Origin of the sequence: Flavobacterium adhaerens (assembly GCF_040045115.1) — a bacterium.
In the GTDB taxonomy this organism is placed as follows: Bacteria; Bacteroidota; Bacteroidia; order Flavobacteriales; family Flavobacteriaceae; genus Flavobacterium; species Flavobacterium adhaerens.
The window spans coordinates 210052-228496 of record NZ_JBDLZX010000002.1; the positions used below are offsets into that span (position 1 = coordinate 210052).

Below are 18445 nucleotides of genomic sequence, written 5' to 3' on the forward strand. Positions count from 1 at the left end.
ACGCTCCTATATTTGCCCAAAAAATAAGTATGTACAAGTTTTTGGTTTTGCTTTTTGCAGGTTTGCTAATAATTTCTTGTGATTCAGATACAGATTCTGGTGAGTTTGTTGTAGGGTCTGATTATTTAGCTCTAAAAAATAAAGTGGTTTCTATAGATACGGTTTCTGTAAATGTTTCGACCATAAAATTAGATTCATTGGTAACTTCTAGTACAAGTAGAATTCTTGTTGGGAATTATGATGATCCGCTTTTTGGAAAAATAAAATCAGATAGTTATTTTCAGGTTTCTGCATATTCGTTCAATTTGTATAGTCAAAACTCCGATACTGATGCTACAGGTTATGTTTTCGATTCTATTGTTATGATTTTGAAATATGACGATTACTACTATGCTGATACAACACAGGTCCAAACTTTGAATGTTCATAGGGTTTTAAAGAATTTCAAACCGAATGTCAATGACGATAGTTTTTACAATAGTTCTTCGTTGACTTATAATGAAAATAGCATAGGAACCATCAGTTATAGACCTAAGCCGTTAGGTAATGATAGTATCAAAATAAGATTGGACAATGATTTTGGGAAAGAGGTTTTTAATAAATTAAAAAATAATGAAATTGAAAACTCGACGGATTTTACCGAATTCCTAAAAGGGTTCGTGCTAAAATCATCTTCTACTTCTTCTTCAAGTATGATTGGTTTTGATACCAGTACCAGCCTTGTTCGTTTGTATTATTCTAAAGGAATAGGAGGAACAGATGATAATTATAATGCTGATTTTACAATTATAGATACAGGTAAACAGTTTAATGCCATCACATCGGATAGGGCAGGAACTTCGATTCAAGATTTGCCATTGTCCAAAATGAGTTTATCCAGTGAATATACCGATAATAAAGGGTTTATACAGTCTGGTACGGGGATAGCTTGTAGGATCGATTTTCCTAATATAAAACAATTGAAATACATTGCCGAAAAAGGAGCAATTGTAGATGCTAAACTGATTATTCAACCTGTAAAAAACTCTTATAGTACTATGTTTGCTCTGCCCGAAACTCTCAGTGTTTATATAGTGGATAAACTTAATAGAACAAAATCGACTTTTACAAATTATAATGGTGATGAGGTAGTGGCAACTTTAAATAATGCCAATGATGAGTTTGATGAGAATGTGCATTACGAATTGTCCGTTGGATCATTTTTACAAAAAGAAATGCTCAAAGAGTCGGATCTTAAAAGTGGCTTGCTCTTAACATTACCAAGTTTGTCTAAAATTGTAGATAGAGTTGCTATAGGTGATCAGGCAAATAAAGACAGTGAAATAAAATTACAAATTTACTATATATCCTATTAAATGAGAGGTAGAATTTCTTTTTTGGTTTTAATATTTATTTCTTCTTGGTCGTTTGCCCAAAGTATTGCGACTTCTCCATACTCTATTTATGGACTAGGAAGTTTGTATGAGTCTAATTTCGGGTTAACAGCTGCTATGGGGATGTCTGGAATTGCTTTGCCTTCGGAGGAATTTATCAATAATAAAAATGCAGCTTCTTTGACAAACATACCAGAGCATCATTTTATTTTTGAGGTTGGAGGAACTGGTATTCAAGCTTCTTTTGAGAGTAATTTAAAGAAAGAGCAAAGAAATAATTTTCAGTTCTCACATTTTGCTTTCGCATTTCCTATTAATAGTAAATCGGCTTTTAGTCTGGCTTTAATGCCATATTCGAGTTCTTCTTTTAAAGTTTCAGATCTAGAAATTCCTATTATAGATAGTAATAATGAGAATTATTATTTGGATGTGATAGGAACGGGTGGACTAAACAATTTGGATTTTTCGTATGCTTATAGATTTGGGAGCAAATTGTCTTTTGGTTTGTCGGCTTCGGTTCTTTTTGGGAATATTACAGATGATAGAACGTTTACCATTGGAAATTCTATTACAAATATTACTAAAGAAGTTAGTTATAGAGGAATACGACCTATTTTGAGTTCGCAATTTAAAATGACACCTTCGTTGACTTTGGGATTAAATGTAAAATCGCCAACAAGAGTAAATGCAACCAAAATTCAGTCTGTGACTGTTTCGAACAATTCTGGGACTATTGATCTGGAAACAGATGAACAATCGGATACTGATGATTTTTATTTGCCTTTCGATTTTGGTATTGGAGCCAATAAATCTTTTGCAAATAATAAGTTTAATTTGAGTTTAGATTACGAAAAAAGTTTCTGGGAATCTACCAATCAATCTGCTATGTATGGTAGTTTTGCCGATCAAGAAAAATTTTCATTAGGATTTTCGTACCAGAAAAATAAGGTTTCAAGAAGTTATCTTGATCGCATAAAATTTGCTACTGGTATTCATTATGATTCTGGATATTTGATGCTAAATAAGAATAAAATAGACGATAAGAGTTTTTCAATTGGAGCCTCATTGCCTTTAGATCGATTGTCTTCGGCTTTGTTTATTTCGTATTCTTATGGTACCAAAGGTCAAGTGTCAAATACGTTAATTCAAGAAAATTATCATAAGCTGACTCTAAATCTTAATCTGAACAGTGTTTGGTTTGTTAAAAGACGATTAGAATAATTTAAAAATCTTTTTCTACAACATCGTATTTATTCCCTAAAATAGAAGCCAAAACTTTTGAATTGGAATTAGTATAAAAAATGGGCTTTCTGTTTTCTAGATTCGAAAAGCCTGTTTTTTCTCTAAGAATATTTTGGGTTTGTTTTGCTACTGCTTCTCCAGAATCGATAATGTGAATGTGCTCAGGGAGTATTTTTTTTATCTCAGGAATTAGATACGGGTAGTGGCTGCATCCTAATACCAAATAATCGATATTGGCCTCAATCATTGGGTTGAGGTAAGATAGAAGTAATTGTGTCATTTCGGGTGTTTCAATTTTCCCTTCTTCGATTAACTGCACTAGTCCATGACCAATTTGTTCGATGATTTTGGTGTCTTGAAATTTCTCTATGTTTTTATTAAATAGCTCACTGTTTAGTGTTCCTTTTGTGGCTAGAATTCCTACGGTTTGAGTTCTGGAGTTTGTGGCAGCAGGTTTAATGGCTGGTTCGATTCCAATGAACGGAACAGGGTATTTGGCTCTTAATTCCTGAATGGCATTTGTGGTAGCTGTATTACAAGCTACTACAATTAGTTTGCACCCCATTTCAATTAATAAATCGGTATTTTTCATACTCAACTCGATAATTTCCTTTTTAGACTTTTGTCCGTAAGGAGCGTTTTTGCTATCGGCTAAATATATGGTTTGCTCGTTTGGGAGTAAGTGATGAATTTCTTTCCAAATAGAAGTTCCTCCAATTCCTGAGTCAAAAACACCAATAGGATTATTATTTGTCATGGTTTTAAAATTTGAACTTAAGTGCCTTATTTTAGGTATAGTGGTTGAATGATTTTTAGTTTAAATATACTATAAATTATAGTGTAAAAAAAAACTGCTCACTCCAAAAAAAATATAAGGAGAGAGCAGTTTTTGATAGATTTCCTTTAGATTAAAAACCTAAATCTTTTTTTACATCAGCAGTGATGTTTGTTCCGTCTGCTAATAAAAGAGTAGATCCGTCTAATACATATTGGAATCCTTTTGCTTTACCAACTTTTTGGATAGAAGCTCTTACTTTTTCCATAAGTGGTTTAACGATTTCAGATTCTTTAGTTTGCAATTCTTTTTGAGCATTGTCTCTATAGTCAACAATTCTTTTTTGCATGTCTTGAACTTCTTTCTGACGCTCACCGTTTACAGCCTCAGTAACAGTTGTAGCTTCAGCATCATATTTTTTTAATTTTGCTTGGTATTCTTCTACCATTTTTTTGTATTCAGCGTCGTAAGTAGTTCCTAATTTTTCCAATTGCTTTTGAGCATCTAGCATCGCTGGCATTTTTCCCATAATTTCAGCTACATCAACATGAGCAACTTTTGTTTGAGCAGTTGTAATTTGTGTTGCTCCTATAAAAAGAATTGCAGCAATTAGTAAAGTTTTGAATTGTTTCATTGTTTTAAAATATTTAGTAATTAATTAGTGTTTGATTTTTATTTCGTTGTTTGATTTTTTAGAGCTTCTTTTTCTTCAATTTCTTTTAACCTTTTTTCTTCGAGTGCTTTTTTATTGGCTTCTCGTTCTTCTAATATTTTTTTTCTTTTTTCTTCGAGTGCTTTTTTGCGTTCTTCTTGTGCACTTAGTTTAACCTCTCCAGTTTCGGCTGCATTAGTAGTAGTGCTTTCGGTTGTTGCTGCTGTTTCTTTTTTTGCCTCAACAACTGTGCCATTTTTTTTAGCTTCTCTTTCAGCCAATAGTTGTTGCCTTCTTTCTTCGTATTTTCTTTTAGCCTCTTCTTGAGCTGCTTTTTTTTCGGCAACAAGCTTTTCGCGAGCTGCTTTTTTATCTAATAATGCTTTTTCTCTAGCGGCCAATTCAGGATTATCATCCAAGGCATCTTCATGTTCTTCTTTTAATTGTTCTTCTTTCAACTGTTTTTTAGACAATTGTTCTCTTTTGTCAGTTCGATTTAATACTCGAATTACTTGGTCACTAATGTCAAATCGTTTTGCCGCAAAAAGAATTGTTAAGTGTGAAGATTTATCAAAGATGAAATCGTATTTTTTGGCTTCGGCTATATCTTGTACAGCTGTAAAAACTTGGTCTTGTATTGGTTTTACCAAACCATTTTTTTGAATGATTAAATCTCCATTTGGACCAAATCTTTTTTGTTGATAATCTAATTTTTCGGTTTCAAGAAACTTTATTTCGGCTTCTCTTTCTTCTATTAAATCAGCAGTCAATAAAGGTTTTTCAGCTTTTAAAGCTTCTGTTAATTTATTGATTTCTATTTTTTTTGCTTCAATTTCTTGTTTCCATTTCTGGGCTTTTTGCTCTAATTGAGCTTTGGCTTCTATGTAATTCGGAACATTTTCTAAAATGTATTCCATATCGATATAGCCAACTTTGTTTCCTCTGGTTTGAGCGTAACTTGTTGTTGCAATAAGGGCTAAAATTATAAATAAAAATTCTTTTCTCATAATTTTTAATTTTAGAATTCTCAAACCAAATTTACTTAAAATTGTTGTCCAATAATAAAATGCGTTTGCCATCCGCTTGGTTTGATTGCTCCAGGTACTGCGTCAAATCCGTATCCAAAATCAATTCCTAATAAACCAAATGCAGGCATGAATACCCTTAATCCTGCACCTGTTGATCTTGCTAGGTTAAAAGGTTGATAATCTGAAAGCGATTCGTAGGATTGTCCTGCTTCTGCAAATGCCAATGCATAGATAGAAGCCGATGCTTTTAGGGTTATAGGATAACGTAATTCTAATGAGAACTTATTGTATATAGTAGCACCATAGGCATCTCCTGTTGAACTTGCAGGTGTTAAGGCTCCATTTTCATATCCTCTTAACTGTATGTTTTGTCTTCCATCAATAGAACTACCTGCCATACCATCTCCTCCTAAATAGTATCTTTCAAAAGGAATAACTCCCCTGTCTTGATTATATGCTCCTAAGAATCCAAATTGTACTAAGGAACGTAATACTAATTTTTTGTATAAAGTTGTAAACCAATCTCCTGTAAATTGAACTTTATAGTACTCTAACCATTTGTATTTTTCTTGATCTACTTTTGCAGGATCAGCTACTGCATCCTGGTAATTATCTACTTTGTTTGGTGTTGGATTACTCGTAGATGGTATGCTCTCAAGATAATCTCCACTGCTTACAACTCTATCGTTGCTATCTACATAAGATGATCCTGAGTAAATATATTTGTATTTTTGTTGGTCACCTAATGTTGCATAATCCACTCCGTTAAACAAAGAATATGGCAAAGTGAATTCTCCAGTTACACTGAATTCCGCACCATAAGTTGGGAAAATAGGATTTAAACCTTTACTGTTTCTTGTGAGCCCAATATTGTACGATAAATTTTTAGAACTTCCATTTGCAAACGTAAACAACCCATAGTAGTAGTTATGTAAGTCGTATTGCTGGAATCTCACGGCTTGTGATAGGGTGAAAAAATCATCAGGTACTGTTAGCCTTTTTGCCATACCAACAGATAATGATAAAATGTTTATGTATTTTGACTTGTCAATTTTTTGCAACTGATAGTTTGAGCTATATTGCTGGCTAAATGCAAATGAGGTGCTAAACGAAACTGGTTTCTTTCCACCAAACCAAGGTTCAGAAAAAGATAAACTATAGGTTCTGTAGTAAGAACTGGCTTGCAAACGCAAAGCAACTTTTTGTCCGTCTCCCATAGGAAGTGGTCGGTAAGCGTCTTTATTAAACATGTTTCTTGCCGAAAAGTTGTTGAAAGATAGTCCCAATGTACCCACAAAACCTCCACCACCGTAACCTCCTTGAAGCTCTATTTGGCTGGCTCCTTTTTCGATTACATTGTATTCAATATCAACTGTACCGGCTGCAGCGTCAACATTTTTGAATTTTGGCTCAATTTTTTCTGGATCAAAAAATCCTAATTGACCAATCTCTCTGATTGTTCTTACTAATTCGGCTTTGTTGTATTTTTCACCTGGTTTTGTTCTTAACTCTCGATAGATTACTTCGTCGTTAGTTTTGTCGTTTCCTACAACAGTGATTTTGTTGAAATAAGCTATAGGTCCTTCAGTAACTCTAATCTCAAAATCAATAACATTATCAGTAGTTTTGGTTTCGACAGCATTGATAGTCGAGAATAAATATCCGTTGTTTTGGTATAAGTTTGTGATGTCTTCACCGTCTGGTTTAGACTTGTCTGCAATTCTTTCTTGTAATAAAACTCCGTTATAAACATCTCCTTTGTTTATTCCTAACATGCTACGTAAACCTTCATCAGAATAAACTGTGTTACCAATAAATTTGATATCACCAAAGTAATATTTTTTACCTTCCTCGACTTTAATTTTTATATAAATTCCATCTTCTTCTTCGTTGTATGCTATTGAGTCGCTTACGATACGAGCGTCACGGAATCCTATTTTTTTATAGTCGTTAACAATTTTTTCTAAATCTTCTTGGTATTTATCTTGAATATATTTGGATCTTTTTAAAACGTGTGTTATGTTTTTTTCTTTTGTGTTTTTCATAGAACGCATTAGCTTTTTGCTAGGCAGTTCTTTGTTTCCTTCAAAATCAATTTTATATACTTTCATTTTTTTACCAACATCTACACGTACAAGCATGTTTACTTGATTGCTTGGTAAACTATCTCTTGATGTCGAAATGTTAACTTTTGCATTGTAAAAACCATCTTTTTTATATTTTTTTTCAATATAATTTTTGGTTGTTGTCAGTAAGTTTTCGGTTACGATTTTTCCGTTTGTTAGACCATTGTCTTTAATGAAACTCTCGGTTTTGCTTTTGGAAACTCCTACAAATCGTACTTCGTTTATTTTAGGTAATTCATTGATTTGTAAGTCAAGAAAGATGCTGTCGTTTTCTACTCTATTGATATAAAAAGCGATTTCGTCAAAAAGACCAAGTTTCCCTAACTTTTTTATAGAACTACTGATTTGTTCGCCTGGAATTGTTATTTCTTGTCCTTTTTCTAAACCAGCAAATGTAACTACTGTTTGAGGATTGAAGCTGATTTCTCCAATTACTTTTACATCACCTAAAATATATTTTTTGCCTTGATCAAATGGGACTCTGTCTTGAGCTTTGATTTGAGTAAAAGCTCCTAATAGTACAAAGGAAAGGACTAGTTTTATGCTATTATGTAACACTAAAAAATTATTTAATTTGTTCGCTTGTTTTTCCAAATCGACGTTCTCTTTTTTGATAACTAATGATGGCCTCATGTAAATTTTCTTCTTTAAAATCAGGCCATAAAACATCGGTAAAGTATAATTCTGAATAGGCTATTTGCCAAAGCAAAAAATTACTTATTCGATGTTCGCCACTGGTTCTTATTAATAAATCTACATCAGGTAAATTATGCGTGTAAAGATGCTTATTTATAATTGAATCGTCAATACTGTCTATTGAAATTATATTATTTTTAACTTTATCACTTATAGTTTTCACAACATTTACTAATTCTTCTCTAGATCCGTAACTTAAAGCCAAAGTTAGTGTCATTTTCGTATTGTTTTTGGTTTTGTCAATTACGTCAAATAGCTCTGCTTGTGCTTTTTTAGGAAGTTTCTCAAGATTTCCTATGGCATTCATTCTGATGTTGCCTTCTGTCATGGTAGGGAGTTCTTTTCGTAGTGTTTTGATTAACACTTTCATTAAAGTTTCGACCTCTAATTTTGGTCTGTTCCAATTCTCTGTTGAAAATGCATAAACTGTTAGGTATTCAATTCCTAAAGAGTTGCATTCTTTGATGATTGCTTTTAATGATTTTGATCCGTTTTCGTGACCAAGTGTTCGAAGATATCCTCTTTGTTTTGCCCAACGACCATTACCGTCCATAATGATGGCAAGGTGTTTTGGGATATTAGCTGTGTTTATTTCGTCTCTTAACATCTTTAATTTAATATGCGCAGTAACATGGTTTTTCTCCAAAAGTGTAAGTCAATGTCAAGCCTGTGAAAACATACCAGTCATTGTTGTTTAAGTTTCCAAACTTTGGTAAATTACTGTCACTTGGATTGCTACCGTCTAGATTGTCTGTAAATGTGTATCTAGCGCCTGCTTCAAGCCCTAGAACAAAATTTCTAGAGATATTGGTTTTTATACCTAATATCATAGGGATGGCCAAAGTGGTTTTCATGTTTTGCTTGTTCATGACACCTGAGTCAAGATATAGATTGTCATACATAACAAAGTTTAACCCTGAAAACACATAAGGCGTAAACTTTGGTCTTTCATGATGTAAGTTAAAATCAAAAAAATTAAATTCTAATCCAGCAGAAAATTCTTTTATGTTGTTTTTGAATTTGTAACCTCTGTTTTTGCGACCTGGCTCATCTGAGTCGTGATCATTTCCTGAAATTTGAGATTGAGTATATGAAAATCGATAAGCATGTCTCGGACTTTTATTCCATTTGTATAGAATTCCGTATGCACCTTCATTTGGTGCTATGTAAGTTGTAGAACCCACATCACCTATATAATTACTGCCTCCTAGAAAAACTCCTATTTCATGTATTTGGGCATGGATAGTTGTAAATGTCAGTAAGCATAATAATGAAATGAAAATTTTGCTCATAAATTAATAAATTGCCTGCAAATATAATAATTATCAGCAGTATTCAATACGCATCTGAAGATTAGTGTCTTTTTTTAGACGAGCTCCCTTTTTTTATATATAAGAGATGAGTTATAAACGATGAAAAGTTTATAAAAAGTATAAGCAGTAGTCTATTAATTTCTTCTGTCCTCGCCCCAAAGTAATTTTGTTCTAAGGGTTTTAAAGAAGGTTTCTCCTGGAATTTCGACCATGTTTATTTGAAAATTCGTTTTCTTGATGGTCAAAATAGAATCGTTTCGAACGCTTGCAATTCTAGAATCTAGCGAAACTAAGTATTGCTCTTCTCGACCGGAAACTTTCAATCGGATTTCGATATCATCTGGTACAACAAGTGGTCTTGCATTCAGGTTGTGTGGTGCAATTGGAGTAATAACTAAGCTGTTTACATCGGGTGTCAAAATGGGGCCACCGCAACTTAATGAATATCCTGTGGTGCCAGTTGGGGTTGCAATAATGAGACCATCTGCCCAATACGAATTTAAAAACTCATCATTCAAATAAGTATCAATTGTTATCATCGAGGTGGTGTCTTTTCGGCTAACTGATATTTCGTTCAATGCAAAATTGAGCCCTTCGTCTAAGTCTTTGTTTTCAGGTGAACAACTCAAACTCAAAAGAGTTCTCTTAGAAATTTTGTACTTTTTGTCAATGACAAATTGCATAAAAGCTGCTATGTTCTCTTTTTGAACTGTGGCCAAAAAACCTAATCGGCCTGCATTTATGCCTAAAATTGGAATTCCAGAATTTCTTACCAATGTAACGGCTCTAAGCATGGTTCCGTCTCCACCAATGCTTATCAGCATATCGAAGCTGGAATCTAATTCGTCATAAGAGGAAAAGGTGTTGTATTGTTTTTCGACTATCTTTTTTTCATACAACATATTCAAGAAATTGGATTCGATAGCCATTTCTACATTATTATTGTTGAAAAACACAAAAATGTCTTTTATAATTGGTTCTGTGCTTACCAAATAATATTGGCCAAAAATAGCTACTTTCATCCTGTCTTTTTATAATTTGTTTTTGTTATTGATGCTTTTGTTTTATTTCAATAACTATATGTTCAAATATTTATCCAAATAATCTGAACGCTCTTTTAAATTGTTGATGTAATTATCTTCGTTATGTTCTGAAATGATCTCGTAATTGTATCTTCTGAAAGTTTGTATGATTTCATTAAGTGAACCTGAGCTAATTTTTAAAGTAACTTCAATAGTAGAGGCTGTAGAATTTGAGATGAAAAGTCCCAAAAGTTTACTGTTGTTGCTTTCAACAATTTGTGTAATTTGACTCATCGAATAATCAATAGCTTCTTTACTAACAACTATGAGTGCCCCTTGTTCTTTTAAAAACGGAGTTTCGTGAAAAAACTTGATGACATCTTCGATTTCGTAATACCCAATATATTTGTTGTTTTCGTCCAAAATAGGAACTAAGTTGCTGTGGTTTTTGGCAAATACCTCTAAAACATCCAGCCAAATCATATTGGTTCTGGCAAAAAAATGTTCTAAAGTATATTTATAATCGGATATTTTTTTATCACTATCAAAAGTTTCGACATCATCGGCAACAATGCTGCCAATGTAAATTCCTTCTTCGATAATAGGAAAATGAGAAAAAGTTAAATCATCAAAAAAATCTTGAACCACTCCAATGGTTTCTTGGATGTCAATTGCTTTGAAGTCGTTCGTTATGTAGTCTTTTAAGTCTGTCATAGATTTTCACTCAATAATAGATGCAAAATAATCAAAAATATACAAAATATGCTACCTTTTACTTTGTATTTTTGCGATTCAAATTAACGTATTCAATTAATAGTTGTTTCTTATGACAAAACTTAGTGTTAATATAAATAAAATAGCTACTTTGCGTAATGCGCGTGGAGGAAATGTTCCCGATTTGCTCAAAGTAGCAACGGATATTCAGAAATTTGGAGGGCAAGGAATCACGATTCATCCACGTCCAGACGAGCGCCATATTCGTTATCAAGACGCAAGAGATTTAAAATCGATTGTTTACACAGAATATAATATTGAAGGAAATCCGCAGCATAATTTTATCGACTTGGTTCTAGAATGCAAACCGGATCAGGTAACTTTGGTTCCAGATGCTATTGGTGCTATAACTTCTTCAGCGGGTTGGGATACGGTAAAGAATCAATCGTACTTGATTGATGTAATTCAGGAGTTTCAACGTAACGGAATTAGAACTTCTATTTTTGTGGATCCAATTGAGAAAATGATCGAAGGAGCCAAAAAAACAGGAACCGATCGAATTGAACTATATACGGAAGCATTTGCGCATCAATACAGTTTAGGGAATGAAAAAGGAATCGATCCTTATGTGAAATCGGCAAATTTGGCCAATGAATTAGGTTTGGGGATTAATGCTGGTCATGATTTGAGCTTGGATAATATTCAATTTTTCAAGCAAAATATCCCAGGATTATTGGAAGTTTCTATAGGACACGCCTTGATTTCGGAAGCGCTTTATCTCGGATTAGATAATGTGGTAAATATGTATTTACAAAAATTAAAATAGTTTATAAACCAGATTGATGATTTGTATATGTAGGTTTTGATAAAATCTGTAATCTGCAATCTAAAATCTGTAATCTAAAATCATAATGCTTTATTCAAAAATTGAAGGATCAGGAAAACCTCTTTTAATTATTCATGGATTTCTTGGAATGTCTGACAACTGGAAATCATTAGGAGCTCAATTTGCTAACGATGGTTTTCAGGTTCATTTATTAGATTTACGAAATCACGGACGTAGTTTTCATTCGGATGAGTTTAATTATAAAGTCTTGGTACAAGATGTTTATGATTATTGTCAAGCTCATAAATTAACAGCTGTTGATGTGATTGGGCATTCAATGGGAGGAAAAACAGCCATGCTTTTGGCGACTACCTTTCCAGATTTAGTTGATCGGTTGGTTGTGGCCGATATAGGACCAAAGTTTTATCCTCCTCACCATCAAGATATTTTAGCGGGTCTTAATGCTGTCGATTTTAGTACAAAACCAAGTCGAAACGATGTTGAAGAGGTACTGAAAGTCTATATTTCGGATTTTGGAACAAGACAATTTTTGATGAAAAATCTTTATTGGGTAGAACCAGGACAGTTGGCTTTCCGATTTAATTTGAAAGTTTTTAACGAAAAAATTGAAAGTATCGGAGAAGCATTGCCTGCAAATCTAGTTTTCGATAAGCCTACACTTTTTATTCGCGGCGGGAATTCTAATTATATTCTTGATGGTGATTTTGAAACTATTAAAAGCCACTTTTCAGATTCGGCCATAGCGACTATCCCAAATGTTGGACATTGGTTACATGCCGAAAATCCTGTAATATTTTACGAATTAGTTATTAATTTTTTAAAATAGCTGATTATAGTTTAGATTTTTTATTACTTTTATTAAAACTTAAAAGAAAATAGTATGGGATTGATTTTAAGAATAATTGTTACAGCTGGTTTGGTTTTTGGGATTGCCCATTTTTTGCCTGGTGTACATGTTGCAGGACCTTTTACGGCAATGGTTGTGGCAATTGTGTTGGGATTACTTAATGTGTTTATTAAGCCTATAATGGTTTTACTTACTTTGCCTTTTACAATAGTTACTCTAGGGTTGTTTCTGTTGGTGGTAAATGCATTGGTAATCCTTTTGTGTACCAAAATAGTTGGAGGCTTTACCGTAGATACATTTTGGATCGCAATGTTTTTTAGTGTCATTTTGTCTTTGTCCCAATCAATTGTTTATTCTATTGTAGGTGGTGATAAGTAGATTTTAAAAAACTATAACAAGCTATATTTAATAATTGTGTTTTGCAAAAGCTGTATTTGGTTTTCGAAATTCCAAATACAGCTTTTGTTTAAATAAAAAGAGAAGGAGTGATGATTAACGGTAAACGTACAAGCAAATAAAAAAAAGAGAATTATGTTGAAACTTTCTGAAATTTGGGTGTATCCTGTAAAATCGTTAGGAGGTATATCGTTACAAGAGGCTCAAGTTACCGATCGAGGTTTAGAATTGGATAGACGCTGGTTGCTTGTTGATGATGATAATCGTTTTTTGACACAAAGAGAGCATCCTCAATTGGCACTTTTTAGACCTGAAATTATAGAGGGTAATTTGAAAATTGTTCACAAAGAACTTTTAGAATGGATAATTGTGCCTTTTTGTCTAGATGTTGAACGAAAAAATGATACAATAAAAGTTGTCGTTTGGGATGATACTATTGATGCTTTTGAAGTGAGTTCGGAGATTTCAAATTGGTTTTCTAAAATTGTTGGGTTTTCTGCACGATTGGTTTATATGCCTGACGAGAGTAAGCGAAAAGTAGATCCGGATTATGCTATTTCTGGTGAAGAAATTACCTCTTTTGCAGATGCTTATCCCTTTTTGATTATTGGACAAAGTTCACTAGATGATTTAAATAGTCGTTTGGATGAAAAAGTTTCTATGAATAGATTTCGTCCCAATTTTGTTTTTACTAACGGAGCGGCCTTTGAGGAAGATTTTTGGCGAAATTTTAAAATCGGTAACGTTCCTTTTGCAGGGGTAAAAAGATGTGATCGTTGCGTAATGACTACTGTAGATCAGGAAAAAGGAGTCGTATCAAGCAAAGATCCGTTAAAGACATTGGCAAAATTTAGAAATTTTGGAAATAAAGTATTGTTTGGTCAAAATTTGATTGGGTTGGGAGTAGGAACAGTTTCGGTTGGCGATGAAATAAATGTACTAGACAAGGATAGATAGGTTTATAGGTGTCGAATAATAATATATAAAGGAATTTCAACGATTCCTTTTTTGTTTTAAAAATATAGATAAAGTCTTATTTCTTGCGGAAAAATTCAACTCCAATGATGAAAATTATACCTAATGTATAAGCTAAAATATCGATCCAAGAAAAGGAACTTCCAAGAATAATGCTTGCTATTTCCGAATTCTCAAGATTGAGTTTTTTTATAATGTTTAGATATTGCAAAAATTCTATACCAAATGAAAACAGTAAAACCAGTATTGCTGTTTGTGTTACAGTTAGTTCTAAAAAAGATTTCAGGAAGCAATAGATTAAAAGGACCACAAGAAAATCACCAAAATAAGGCCTTATAAAAGTATCGTGAACGAACATTGCGATAAAGATTTCAGTAAAAAAGAGCAACACTGTTATCGCAAAATAATTAAGGTTGAATTTTATCATAAGTGATATTTTACAGAATCCATCTTTTTTTTTGATAAATATCATTTTAAAAAGTAAATGTAGTCTTAATTTTTCTATAATCTACAGTTTAGAAATAGCTATTCGGATTCAATAGAAAGTAAAATTTGAATGCTATACAATTTCTAAAAATAATGTTTCTTTTGCGGTAAAGCGTGTAATAAATAGTTATATTAGTGTTGTGTTGTATTGAATGTTTGCATTGTGATTGTTTTGATATAGAAAGGTTTACTTTTGTATTGCTTTGAGTTTGTAGTCTAAGTAATCTTAGGTGTTAAATTTTGAATCATGGAAAATAATTTTCTTTCGAATAAAGAGTATTGTATTCAAAAAAAGAATCGATTTACTGCTATTGGCTATACAAAATATCTTAAAGGGATAAAGAAAGCTTATATGATGTTTCGCCAAGGAAATGTCTTAGAAAATCTTTCGGATAAATCATGGGAAATTGCAGCTGCAACCTCAAGCATTGTTTCGAAAGCTTATTTTTTAGAAGAACAACTTAATCGTATTACTGGAACGGCTTATACCGATGATCCGAAAGCCATGATGTATGGAGGATACGAAATACTTCATGCTCCTACTAGAGCGTATAAATTAAAAAATATCTGGATGATTAATGGGGTTATTCATAAAAATTTGAATCAGTTTATTTTACATCCACGATCTCAGTTCAAAAAAGAAATGTATTTATTTCCGCCAGTTTTAGTAGATACCGAGATTGATAATGCAGCTGTTTATAATTCTTACGATGGTAATGCTTTTTTTGGACTTTGGCTTACTGATGATTGTACAATGTATCCATTGGCAGCATCCGAAGGTTTGCCTGTTACATCAAATATTTTTTCGAGTCCACACATGCTTCAATATGAGTCAATGTTTGATATGAATCCATTTCGAACCAATGCGGCATACCTGAGAAATGCAGTTTTTTTTGATGAAGATTGGGGGAATAATAAAAGCAAAAGCGAGCGATTTTCAGTAATTCGAAATAAATTATTGCACAAATTCAATGGAAATTCGCATCCTGGGGTGTTTATTTTAAGACGTAATTCTGGGAAATCGCGAATCATGTTGAATGAAATTGAAATCGCCGAAAAACTTCGTGAAGCATACGGTTATAAAATAGTAGATGTTACTCGGGATTCGGTTTCAGAAATTATTTCGGCTTGTGTAGGAGCGCAAATGCTGGTTGGAATAGAGGGAAGTCACTTGATGCATGGTCTGATGGTGTTAGAACCTGGTGCTTCGGTCTTGACATTGCAGCCTCCAAATCGATTTTGTGGAGTTTTGAAAATAACTACAGATATGGAAAATATAAATTATGGATTTGTTGTTGGAATTCCCAAAGGAAATGACTTTTATGTAGCTTTAGACGAAGTGTTGCGAACCATTGATCTTTTTCCTAAAAATAAAATTGGCTAAGGTCTATTAATGAGTTGATTGTTGCTAAAAAACGGATTGAAAATCATCACTTTAAAAAACTTGTTTAGGTTGCAAAAAAAACGTAATTTTGCGACCCAATTTTATAATGTAAATTAAAGAAGAAGATGGATATTAAAAGAGTAGCAATAGATGCTGTGAATGAAACGATTGTAATGACGGTTGTTCACATGGATTACAAAGGTCAAGTAGCAAAAAGAATCAATGAGAAAATGCCTTTGGCGCAAGTAAAAGGTTTTAGAAAAGGAGCTGTGCCTAAAGATCTTGTTGAAAAACAATATGGTAAAGCAATCAAACAAGAAGAAGTTAAAAAAGTTGTTGACTTGGCTTTGGAACGTTACATTCAATCAGAAAGATTACATCTTTTAGGAACTCCACTTCCTAAAGTAAATGAAGAATTAGACTGGACTGCAGAAGAATTAGTTTTCGAATTCGAAATAGGATTAGTGCCTGCTTTTGAAATAGATTTAGAAGCTAAAAACGATATTATTAAGTATGTAGTTACAGCTGATGATAAATTAATTGATGGTCAAGTAGCTCGTATCCAAAAACAATTTGGAAATGCTAATCCAGCTGAAAAAGTTACTGCTGATGCTGATGTAACTGGAACTTTTGTAAACGCTGAGAACGGAATTGATAATAAAACTACTCTGTCTTTAGAGGTTTTCAAAGATAAAGCTACAGCTGATTTGTTTATCGGAAAAGAAGTAGGGGATGTTGTTACCGTAAATACAAAAGGTTTATTTCAAGACGATCACCAATTAATGGATTACCTAAAAGTAGGTCACGATAACGTACATAGTTTGGCTATTGATGTAGATTTTACAATTTCTGCAATCAATGTTTCTGAACCAGCTGAATTGAATCAAGAGTTGTTCGATAAGTTATTTGGTGAAGGAAAAGTAGCTTCATTAGAAGATTTGAAAGCAAAGATCAAAGAAGATGCTGAGGCTCAATTTGCACAACAAGCAGATCAAAAATTATTATTTGATGTTCAAGAATTTTTAATTGAAAATACAAAATTCGAATTGCCATCAGAATTCTTAATCAAGTGGTTGCAAACAACTGGTGAGAAAAAAATGACCGCAGAAGAAGCAGCTGTAGAGTATGCTCGTTCTGAAAAAGGTTTACGTTTCCAATTGATCGAAGGAAAAGCAATGGCGGCTAGTAATATCCAAATTACTTTCGAAGATTTGAAAGCTTTTACAACCAATGCTATCAAACAACAAATGGCTCAATTTGGACAAACAAATCCTACTGACGAAGAAGTTCAAGGAATTGTAGCCAGAGTATTATCAAACCAAGACGAAGTGAAACGACTTTCTGAGCAAGTTGTTGCAGCTAAATTGCTTGATTTGTTCAAAGAAAAAGCAAATCCAACTACAAAAGAAGTAACTTATGAAGAGTTTATTGCTGCTTCATACGGAGAATAATTTGTAAGTTGTTAGAAATTAGTTCTTAGCAAAAATGCCGAAAGCAATCGGGTATTGCATAAAAACTGAGGAAAAATAATTATATTTGAGCGTCAGAAGATTTTTTCTGACGCTCTTTTGTTTGATTGTAGCTGAATTATTTTTAGGAGCTATTACTGTGTCAGTTCGCTGCGCTCGTTTCCAGCTTTTGTTACAAGTTTTTTCATTGCGGCCTTTTTTGGTACGGTAAAAAAGAGCTTCCGTTGGTCGCTTTTTTTTAACCAACAAAATAGTAATCCATTTCAAAAACTTTTCATTACAATCTGGGCTAGAAATAAGACATATTGGCATTATCAATAAAAGGTATGGTCTTTGTGTAGTTACTTTAAACTTTCAAACTTTTAAACCTTAAACTATTTTAAAATATGGACTACGGAAAAGAATTCAAAAAATTTGCGATTAAGGGTCAAGGAGTAAATGCAATGTACTACGATAAAATAGTATCGGCAATGAATCCAAAAGGAATGACTCCTTATATTATTGAAGAACGTCAGTTGAACATTTCTCAATTGGATGTTTTTTCAAGATTAATGATGGATAGAATTATTTTCCTAGGAACAGGGATTGATGATCAAATTGCAAATATCGTTCAAGCTCAGTTGTTATTCTTAGAAAGTGCCGATGCTTCAAAGGATATTCAAATTTATTTGAATTCTCCTGGAGGAAGTGTTTATGCAGGTCTTGGAATTTATGATACGATGCAATACATTAAGCCTGATGTAGCAACAATTTGTACAGGAATGGCAGCTTCTATGGGAGCCGTTCTTTTATGTGCTGGTGCAGCAGGAAAACGTTCGGCTTTGCCACACTCAAGAGTTATGATTCACCAACCATCAGGAGGAGCACAAGGAGTTGCTTCGGATATGGAAATCAATTTACGCGAAATGTTGAAATTGAAAGACGAGTTATATAAAATTATTTCACATCATTCAGGACAACCATTCGATAAAGTATATGCTGATAGTGAACGCGATTATTGGATGATTGCAGACGAAGCCAAAGAATACGGAATGATTGATGAAGTTTTAAGAAGAGGATAAAAATAGTTACAAGTTTAAGGTTTAAGGTTTAAGGTTTCT

The 18445-nt window shown here is 33.0% G+C and carries 19 protein-coding genes; 9 read left to right on the forward strand and 10 right to left on the reverse strand.

From position 1 onward, the window contains the following. Positions 1-29 precede the first annotated feature (29 nt). Together ABEB18_RS03600 and bamG are read left to right on the forward strand one after the other, a co-directional pair. On the forward strand, positions 30-1355 hold the full coding sequence (locus tag ABEB18_RS03600; protein WP_348797689.1) for a DUF4270 family protein: 1326 nt from the start codon (positions 30-32) through the stop codon (positions 1353-1355). Beyond that, a complete protein-coding gene (gene bamG, locus ABEB18_RS03605; RefSeq protein WP_348797690.1) occupies positions 1356-2594 on the forward strand; it encodes a BamG family beta-barrel-assembly machinery protein in 1239 nt (412 codons plus the stop codon). A 1-nt stretch (position 2595) separates the two neighbouring features. On the opposite strand, the gene murI is transcribed toward bamG, so the two are convergent. The 8 genes from murI to ABEB18_RS03645 all read right to left on the reverse strand — a co-directional run bounded on the left by murI (position 2596) and on the right by ABEB18_RS03645 (position 10941). Next, positions 2596-3372 carry a glutamate racemase gene (gene murI, locus ABEB18_RS03610; protein WP_348797691.1) on the reverse strand — a complete coding sequence of 259 codons (777 nt, stop codon included), beginning with the start codon at positions 3370-3372 and terminating at the stop codon, positions 2596-2598. A gap of 151 nt (positions 3373-3523) precedes the next feature. Continuing rightward, positions 3524-4024: an OmpH/Skp family outer membrane protein gene (locus ABEB18_RS03615; protein WP_348797692.1), complete on the reverse strand. Its 501-nt coding sequence runs from the start codon at positions 4022-4024 to the stop codon at positions 3524-3526. A 38-nt stretch (positions 4025-4062) separates the two neighbouring features. Further along, positions 4063-5049 carry an OmpH/Skp family outer membrane protein gene (locus ABEB18_RS03620; RefSeq protein WP_348797693.1) on the reverse strand — a complete coding sequence of 329 codons (987 nt, stop codon included), beginning with the start codon at positions 5047-5049 and terminating at the stop codon, positions 4063-4065. A gap of 35 nt (positions 5050-5084) precedes the next feature. Beyond that, the gene (bamA, locus tag ABEB18_RS03625) at positions 5085-7829 is read right to left on the reverse strand and encodes an outer membrane protein assembly factor BamA (RefSeq protein ID WP_348797694.1); all 2745 of its coding nucleotides are present in this window, start codon (positions 7827-7829) and stop codon (positions 5085-5087) included. Then, the gene (gene uppS / locus ABEB18_RS03630; RefSeq protein WP_348797695.1) at positions 7762-8499 is read right to left on the reverse strand and encodes an undecaprenyl pyrophosphate synthase; all 738 of its coding nucleotides are present in this window, start codon (positions 8497-8499) and stop codon (positions 7762-7764) included. The genes bamA and uppS overlap by 68 nt, the downstream gene beginning before the upstream one ends. Positions 8500-8506: 7 nt before the next feature. Next, a complete protein-coding gene (gene porG, locus ABEB18_RS03635) occupies positions 8507-9184 on the reverse strand; it encodes a type IX secretion system protein PorG (RefSeq protein ID WP_348797696.1) in 678 nt (225 codons plus the stop codon). 155 nt (positions 9185-9339) lie between these two features. Next, positions 9340-10227 (reverse strand): NAD kinase, encoded by an 888-nt coding sequence (locus ABEB18_RS03640; RefSeq protein ID WP_348797697.1) that lies wholly within the window; start codon positions 10225-10227, stop codon positions 9340-9342. 54 nt (positions 10228-10281) lie between these two features. After that, positions 10282-10941, reverse strand: coding sequence for a CBS domain-containing protein (locus ABEB18_RS03645; protein ID WP_348797698.1), 660 nt, complete (start codon positions 10939-10941; stop codon positions 10282-10284). A gap of 112 nt (positions 10942-11053) precedes the next feature. On the opposite strand from ABEB18_RS03645, the gene ABEB18_RS03650 reads away from it, so the two are divergent. The 4 genes from ABEB18_RS03650 to ABEB18_RS03665 all read left to right on the forward strand — a co-directional run bounded on the left by ABEB18_RS03650 (position 11054) and on the right by ABEB18_RS03665 (position 13988). Then, positions 11054-11767 (forward strand): pyridoxine 5'-phosphate synthase, encoded by a 714-nt coding sequence (locus tag ABEB18_RS03650; protein WP_348797700.1) that lies wholly within the window; start codon positions 11054-11056, stop codon positions 11765-11767. An 85-nt stretch (positions 11768-11852) separates the two neighbouring features. Further along, positions 11853-12614, forward strand: a complete 762-nt coding sequence (locus ABEB18_RS03655; RefSeq protein ID WP_348797701.1) for an alpha/beta fold hydrolase — start codon at positions 11853-11855, stop codon at positions 12612-12614. A gap of 54 nt (positions 12615-12668) precedes the next feature. Beyond that, entirely contained in the window at positions 12669-13013 is a 345-nt protein-coding gene (locus ABEB18_RS03660; RefSeq protein WP_348797702.1) for a phage holin family protein, read from the forward strand. Positions 13014-13166: 153 nt separating this feature from the next. Beyond that, positions 13167-13988: an MOSC domain-containing protein gene (locus ABEB18_RS03665; RefSeq protein WP_348797703.1), complete on the forward strand. Its 822-nt coding sequence runs from the start codon at positions 13167-13169 to the stop codon at positions 13986-13988. Between the two features lie 76 nt (positions 13989-14064). Here the strand turns inward: ABEB18_RS03665 and ABEB18_RS03670 are convergent, their stop codons facing one another. Next, complete coding sequence (locus ABEB18_RS03670; protein WP_348797704.1) at positions 14065-14433, reverse strand: ribosomal maturation YjgA family protein; 369 nt, start codon at positions 14431-14433, stop codon at positions 14065-14067. A 306-nt stretch (positions 14434-14739) separates the two neighbouring features. Here ABEB18_RS03670 and ABEB18_RS03675 point away from each other — a divergent pair, with 306 nt between their 5' ends. Further along, positions 14740-15876 carry a glycosyltransferase family 61 protein gene (locus ABEB18_RS03675; RefSeq protein ID WP_348797705.1) on the forward strand — a complete coding sequence of 379 codons (1137 nt, stop codon included), beginning with the start codon at positions 14740-14742 and terminating at the stop codon, positions 15874-15876. A gap of 125 nt (positions 15877-16001) precedes the next feature. Next, complete coding sequence (locus tag ABEB18_RS03680; RefSeq protein WP_348797706.1) at positions 16002-17327, forward strand: trigger factor; 1326 nt, start codon at positions 16002-16004, stop codon at positions 17325-17327. 18 nt (positions 17328-17345) lie between these two features. Here the strand turns inward: ABEB18_RS03680 and ABEB18_RS03685 are convergent, their stop codons facing one another. Further along, complete coding sequence (locus ABEB18_RS03685; protein WP_348797707.1) at positions 17346-17612, reverse strand: hypothetical protein; 267 nt, start codon at positions 17610-17612, stop codon at positions 17346-17348. Between the two features lie 119 nt (positions 17613-17731). Between ABEB18_RS03685 and clpP the strand changes: the two genes are divergently transcribed. Continuing rightward, on the forward strand, positions 17732-18406 hold the full coding sequence (gene clpP / locus ABEB18_RS03690; protein ID WP_348797709.1) for an ATP-dependent Clp endopeptidase proteolytic subunit ClpP: 675 nt from the start codon (positions 17732-17734) through the stop codon (positions 18404-18406). Positions 18407-18445 lie beyond the last annotated feature (39 nt).

What these genes read in the sequence shown, in the direction of transcription:
- ABEB18_RS03600 (WP_348797689.1), top strand. Translation starts at nt 30, where the DNA reads ATGTACAAGTTTTTGGTTTTGCTTTTTGCAGGTTTGCTAATAATTTCT.
- bamG (WP_348797690.1), top strand. Translation starts at nt 1,356, where the DNA reads ATGAGAGGTAGAATTTCTTTTTTGGTTTTAATATTTATTTCTTCTTGG.
- murI (WP_348797691.1), bottom strand. Translation starts at nt 3,372, where the DNA reads ATGACAAATAATAATCCTATTGGTGTTTTTGACTCAGGAATTGGAGGA.
- ABEB18_RS03615 (WP_348797692.1), bottom strand. Translation starts at nt 4,024, where the DNA reads ATGAAACAATTCAAAACTTTACTAATTGCTGCAATTCTTTTTATAGGA.
- ABEB18_RS03620 (WP_348797693.1), bottom strand. Translation starts at nt 5,049, where the DNA reads ATGAGAAAAGAATTTTTATTTATAATTTTAGCCCTTATTGCAACAACA.
- bamA (WP_348797694.1), bottom strand. Translation starts at nt 7,829, where the DNA reads ATGAGGCCATCATTAGTTATCAAAAAAGAGAACGTCGATTTGGAAAAA.
- uppS (WP_348797695.1), bottom strand. Translation starts at nt 8,499, where the DNA reads ATGTTAAGAGACGAAATAAACACAGCTAATATCCCAAAACACCTTGCC.
- porG (WP_348797696.1), bottom strand. Translation starts at nt 9,184, where the DNA reads ATGAGCAAAATTTTCATTTCATTATTATGCTTACTGACATTTACAACT.
- ABEB18_RS03640 (WP_348797697.1), bottom strand. Translation starts at nt 10,227, where the DNA reads ATGAAAGTAGCTATTTTTGGCCAATATTATTTGGTAAGCACAGAACCA.
- ABEB18_RS03645 (WP_348797698.1), bottom strand. Translation starts at nt 10,941, where the DNA reads ATGACAGACTTAAAAGACTACATAACGAACGACTTCAAAGCAATTGAC.
- ABEB18_RS03650 (WP_348797700.1), top strand. Translation starts at nt 11,054, where the DNA reads ATGACAAAACTTAGTGTTAATATAAATAAAATAGCTACTTTGCGTAAT.
- ABEB18_RS03655 (WP_348797701.1), top strand. Translation starts at nt 11,853, where the DNA reads ATGCTTTATTCAAAAATTGAAGGATCAGGAAAACCTCTTTTAATTATT.
- ABEB18_RS03660 (WP_348797702.1), top strand. Translation starts at nt 12,669, where the DNA reads ATGGGATTGATTTTAAGAATAATTGTTACAGCTGGTTTGGTTTTTGGG.
- ABEB18_RS03665 (WP_348797703.1), top strand. Translation starts at nt 13,167, where the DNA reads ATGTTGAAACTTTCTGAAATTTGGGTGTATCCTGTAAAATCGTTAGGA.
- ABEB18_RS03670 (WP_348797704.1), bottom strand. Translation starts at nt 14,433, where the DNA reads ATGATAAAATTCAACCTTAATTATTTTGCGATAACAGTGTTGCTCTTT.
- ABEB18_RS03675 (WP_348797705.1), top strand. Translation starts at nt 14,740, where the DNA reads ATGGAAAATAATTTTCTTTCGAATAAAGAGTATTGTATTCAAAAAAAG.
- ABEB18_RS03680 (WP_348797706.1), top strand. Translation starts at nt 16,002, where the DNA reads ATGGATATTAAAAGAGTAGCAATAGATGCTGTGAATGAAACGATTGTA.
- clpP (WP_348797709.1), top strand. Translation starts at nt 17,732, where the DNA reads ATGGACTACGGAAAAGAATTCAAAAAATTTGCGATTAAGGGTCAAGGA.